This is a genomic window from Pseudomonadota bacterium, assembly GCA_018823135.1.
In the GTDB taxonomy this organism is placed as follows: domain Bacteria; phylum Desulfobacterota; class Desulfobulbia; order Desulfobulbales; family CALZHT01; genus JAHJJF01.
Map to the genome: position 1 here is coordinate 1 of JAHJJF010000100.1, position 4,677 is coordinate 4,677.

The 4,677-nt window shown below is 46.2% G+C and carries 3 protein-coding genes; 1 reads left to right on the forward strand and 2 read right to left on the reverse strand.

What is annotated here, in order from left to right; translation table 11 throughout:
* Window positions 1-131: 131 nt before the first annotated feature.
* Window positions 132-1,439 (reverse strand): sigma-54 dependent transcriptional regulator, encoded by a 1,308-nt coding sequence (locus KKE17_11015; GenBank protein MBU1710523.1) that lies wholly within the window; start codon window positions 1,437-1,439, stop codon window positions 132-134.
* Window positions 1,424-3,457 (reverse strand): PAS domain S-box protein, encoded by a 2,034-nt coding sequence (locus KKE17_11020; protein MBU1710524.1) that lies wholly within the window; start codon window positions 3,455-3,457, stop codon window positions 1,424-1,426. Before KKE17_11020 ends, KKE17_11015 begins: the two co-directional genes overlap by 16 nt.
* Before the next feature lie 273 nt (window positions 3,458-3,730).
* On the opposite strand from KKE17_11020, the gene KKE17_11025 reads away from it, so the two are divergent.
* Complete coding sequence (locus KKE17_11025; protein ID MBU1710525.1) at window positions 3,731-4,483, forward strand: AAA family ATPase; 753 nt, start codon at window positions 3,731-3,733, stop codon at window positions 4,481-4,483.
* Window positions 4,484-4,677: the final 194 nt, after the last annotated feature.

Sequence of the window (4,677 nt, forward strand, 5' to 3'; positions counted from 1 at the left end):
CAAGTCAGAAACGGAATACGCGTCCGTCTCGAGTCATTCGAAGTCTCAAGACTCTCGCGTATCTACGAGCCCGGCAATTTCAACCTTCCTGGAATCAGAGATAAAAATTCATGTTTTTCATGAATAGCTAGTTACTTGAGTTTATCGCGTAAGGTAGTTCTTGAAATGTTCAGGATCTTTGCAGCCTGGGTTTTGTTGTTTGAGGCCGCCGCAAGCACTTGCATGATATATTTCCTTTCCATCTGTTCAAGGGTCAGGAGTTCTTCGGGGTCTAAATCAATATACGTATCGTCTTTGGCAATTAAATGATCCAAGATAAGCCAGTCCTTGTTGCAGAATATAACCTCCCGCTCAATAAGGTTTTTCAGTTCCCGGACATTTCCCGGCCACGATTGCGAAAGAAGCGCTTTTTCAGCTTCCGGCGCCATCCCTTTTATCTTCTTTTTCATTTCACCTGCAAACTTGCGGATGAAATAATCAGCCAGAAGAAGAATATCCTTATCGCGTACCCGTAGAGGCGGAAGCTTGACAGGGATTACATTCAAACGGTAGAAAAGGTCTTCCCGGAATTTCCCCTGTTTTACCTCCTTTTCAATATTAATATTGGTTGCAGCTATAACCCGGACCGCAACATGTATATCCTTGACGCCGCCGACCCGCCTGAAGGTAGACTCTTCAATGAGGCGAAGCAGCACAGGCTGAAGTGCAAGAGGAAGATTTCCTATTTCATCGAGAAACAGGGTGCCGCCGTCGGCCGTTTCAACAAGGCCGCGTTTATCTTTTCCGGCATCGGTAAATGCCCCCTTTTCATGGCCGAAAAGTTCCGACTCGATAACATTTGCCGATAATGTCCCGCAATCGACTTTGACAAAAACTCCTCGCCGGTCCCCTGACAAAGAATGAATCGCCCGGGCAACCAGCTCTTTGCCTGTGCCGGTTTCGCCGCTGATCAGCACCGGAGCGCCCACCCTTGCTGCGGTCTTGATCTCCTGTTTAAGTTTTTTGATTGGCTTACTTACACCTAAAATATTTTCAATTCCGGATTCACGGCATTCAAGGTTTGTAAGTTTTATGGCTTTACGACCCTGCATGATCCGGTGCAGATTATGCTTGAACTCGATGAGCTCAAAAGGTTTGAGCATATAGTCTATGGCGCCGGCCTTAAGGGACTGGAGTGCGGAATTGGCATCGTTCATACCGGTAAGCATGACGATATCGGTATCAGGAGAAATTTCATGAATGCTGCTGATCAGGGTAATGCCGTCAATATCCGGAAGGCCGATATCCAGAAAAACAAGGTCAATTATCTGGTTGCTGAGAATTTCAAGGGCCCGGGTCCCGGAATTGCCGGCAAAGACCGAAAAGCCCTCCTTGCGGACGATATTCTCAAGGGTGAAACACAAGTCCTCGGAATCCTCAACTATCAGGATTTTTCCCATTTTTTCCCCGCCTCAAAAAACATGATGAATGTTGTGCCGCTTGTCTGGGTGCAATCAATGTAAATCAACGCATTATTCGTTTTGAGAATCCGATAAACAATGGAAAGCCCCAGTCCGGAGCCATCGTGCTTGGTTGTAAAAAAAGGCTCGAATGCCTTTTCAGCCACTTCAACAGTCATTCCCGGGCCGTTGTCGCTGAAATAGACCACAACATAATCAATTCCTTCCTTTAAACCCGGATACACCAGGCAGTAATTCTCCTTGTCATGAACTTCAAGCCGGTTTGCGCGGATGCTTATTCTGCCGTCAACCGACACCGCGTCAATTGAATTGAGCATCAGATTGAGAAATACCTGCTGCAGCTGGTTCGGGTCGACAAGGATATCCGGCAGGCTCTCTCCATATTCCTCTGATAAAGAAATATTTTTCTTATGGAGCTTGAGCTTGATCAATGGTTTTGTTTCGCTGACAATATCAAAGAGTGACGTTTCAACCTTTTTGGCGCTGCCGGGTTTTGCATAGGTGAAAAACTCGGTGAGCAGTTCATTCAGCCTATCGACCTGCTTGATGATTCTTTTGATATACTCGCGGTTCTCATCATCTGCGGCCATGTTTTCCTCAATGGACTGAGACATGGTCTTGATCCCGGCAAGAGGATTTCGCACCTCATGGGCAACAGCTGAAGCGATTTCCGCAACCGTGCTCAAGCGATTCATTTTTTCCATTTCTTCCTGAATGTATTTCATCCTGGTAACGTCGTTAAAGGAAACAATGATGCCGACTTTTTTACCGGTGGAATCCTCCCGCGGGGCAGCAGTGTATCGCAGAAATCTTTCTTCATTTTTCCGTGTCAGCAAACGAAGTTCATCGGTTTTTCCGGGCATGGGATTCTTTATTTTCATCATTTCAGCTGCCGCATTGATGCCGACGATTTCCCCGAGAGATTTTCCGTCTATATAAAAGGCATAGGCGAACTGTTCAAGAATTTTCCTGCCCACAGGATTACTGGTGACGATCCGACCCTTCAGGTCAAGCACCATGAGCCCGACATTGAGACTCTGAATAATGGATTCATTGAATTTCTTTTCATCCAGGAGATCAGTAATGATTGTCTTGAGGCTGTCGATGAGTGCAAATCGCTGCTCCTCAACCTTTTTACGCTCGATCACACCGGCGAGAATATTGGTGATGGCCAGAAGAAGCTCTTCTTCCTCTATTCTGCGGCAATGCCCCTCTTTAAGATAAAGGGCAAGAACACCGAGGATGTTGCTGCCAGATTGAATGGGCACACAGTAATGGCCATGGGGTTTCATGTTTTTCACCAGTATGTCATGCTTATGGTCAATGCATTCTACAAACTGGATAGTTCCGGTTGTAGCAGCTCGGCCGCAATGGCATTTGCCGAAGGGCACTCTGCCGCAGGCAGTCAGTTGCTCAACAGTAAACCCACGTTGAACTTTCAGTTCGAGGATATCCGGGTGGTCCTCAACCAGGAGAATAGCCCCCCGCGGTATGAGTTTGATGCTTTCCAGGGATAAAATATGATCAAGGGAACGAGACAGCATTTCGTCGATGGAAGTATGCTCCAGGGAAATTTTCAGAATGGCATTTGTAACGCTCTGACTTTGATAAGCCTGCCTTATCCTCAGGTCTCGATATTTTCTTTCCGTTATATCACGGGCAAAAATTATGAATGAATTGCCATTAATGTTTTGGGTTGAAGTGGCGTAAAACTCCACAGGAAATTCATGCCCGCTACGGTGCAGCACATTGTTTTCCAGGGGAGTGTTCAAAAGGGTCGTTTCGCCTGTCCGGTTATAATGTTCCAGTCTTTCAAAATACTTTTTCCTGGTTATTTCAGGAAGAAGGGTCTCGGAAAATTTCTTTCCCATTACCTCCTCCGTTGACCAGCCGAATATGCTTTGCGCCGCCGGATTCCAAGCGGTTATGGTATCCTGGGCGTCAATGGTTATAATTGCATCAACAGCGCATTCCAATATTTTGTTTTTCTCTTCCATATTGCTCACATGAAGGGTTTAATGATGCGTATATTAATGAAGCTGCAAGGTATACGGCTTGACTGAAACATGTCAACGATTTTATACCACCATGTGGTACTTATTTCATGAAAACCTTTAATTCATAAAACAGGGCTCATTGCTTTTTGCCGCATTCAGAATTAAGTTGTTTGTGCAAGGATCTGAGAGAAGAAATATTAAAAAGAAGAACAGGAGATTTGCACAGACCCTGACGCAAACCGATCTTTTTTCTGAAAACAAGGATTATCAATTATGAAAATAGCAATCAGCGGCAAAGGCGGGGTGGGCAAAACTACCATTTTATCCTTGCTTGCAGCCCATCTCAGCAAGGGGAATAAGGAGGTCCTGGTGATCGACGCCGATCCCAGTCCACATATGGCCCAGACCATCGGCGTTACCGACATCGACAGCATCAGACCCATTGCCGACATGAAAGACCTGCTGGTGGAACGCTCAGGCAAGGTCGAAGGCTCGCCGTTTTATAATATCAATCCGCAGGTGGACGATATCATGAGCCGTTACATGATTGAACACAACGGCATCAAACTCATGGTGCTCGGCGCCATACAGACCGCGGAAGGGGGATGCGCCTGTCCTGAAAATACTGTTTTGAAAAGAATGCTCACAAAACTTATATTGTCCCCGTCCCAGACCATACTCCTTGATATGGAAGCAGGGGTAGAACATCTGGGCCGTGGAACCATTGCCAGCGTCGATCACCTGCTGATCGTTGTCATACCATCCAAATCAAGCGTTCGCACCGCATTGAAAATCCAGAAACTCGCCCGCGAGGCAGCCATCCCCCGGATACACTTTGTCGGTAACCTTATTGAAAGCATTGCGGATGAAACCTTTCTGGAAAATGCCCTGGGAGCGAAACTGCTCGCCTCTTTCCCCGACTCCCAAACAATCCGCAAAGCAGAACGAAATGAACAGCCGATAACCGAGCTTCATGATGAGTATGATCGAATTCTGAATGAACTCATGAAGGGATTACAATCTTGATAATCCCGTGAAATGACGGATACTGAACTATCGCCTCCTGAAATTTCAACAGGTTAATGACTGAATAAGCCTCCGACAAACTTCGTCGGCCACATGAATCAGACAGGCCCAAAGAGGATCAGGACACAGTAAATATACGGACCCTGAGAACCAAATCTTCTAATCTAAAACAATTGAATCAATTATTGCCAGGG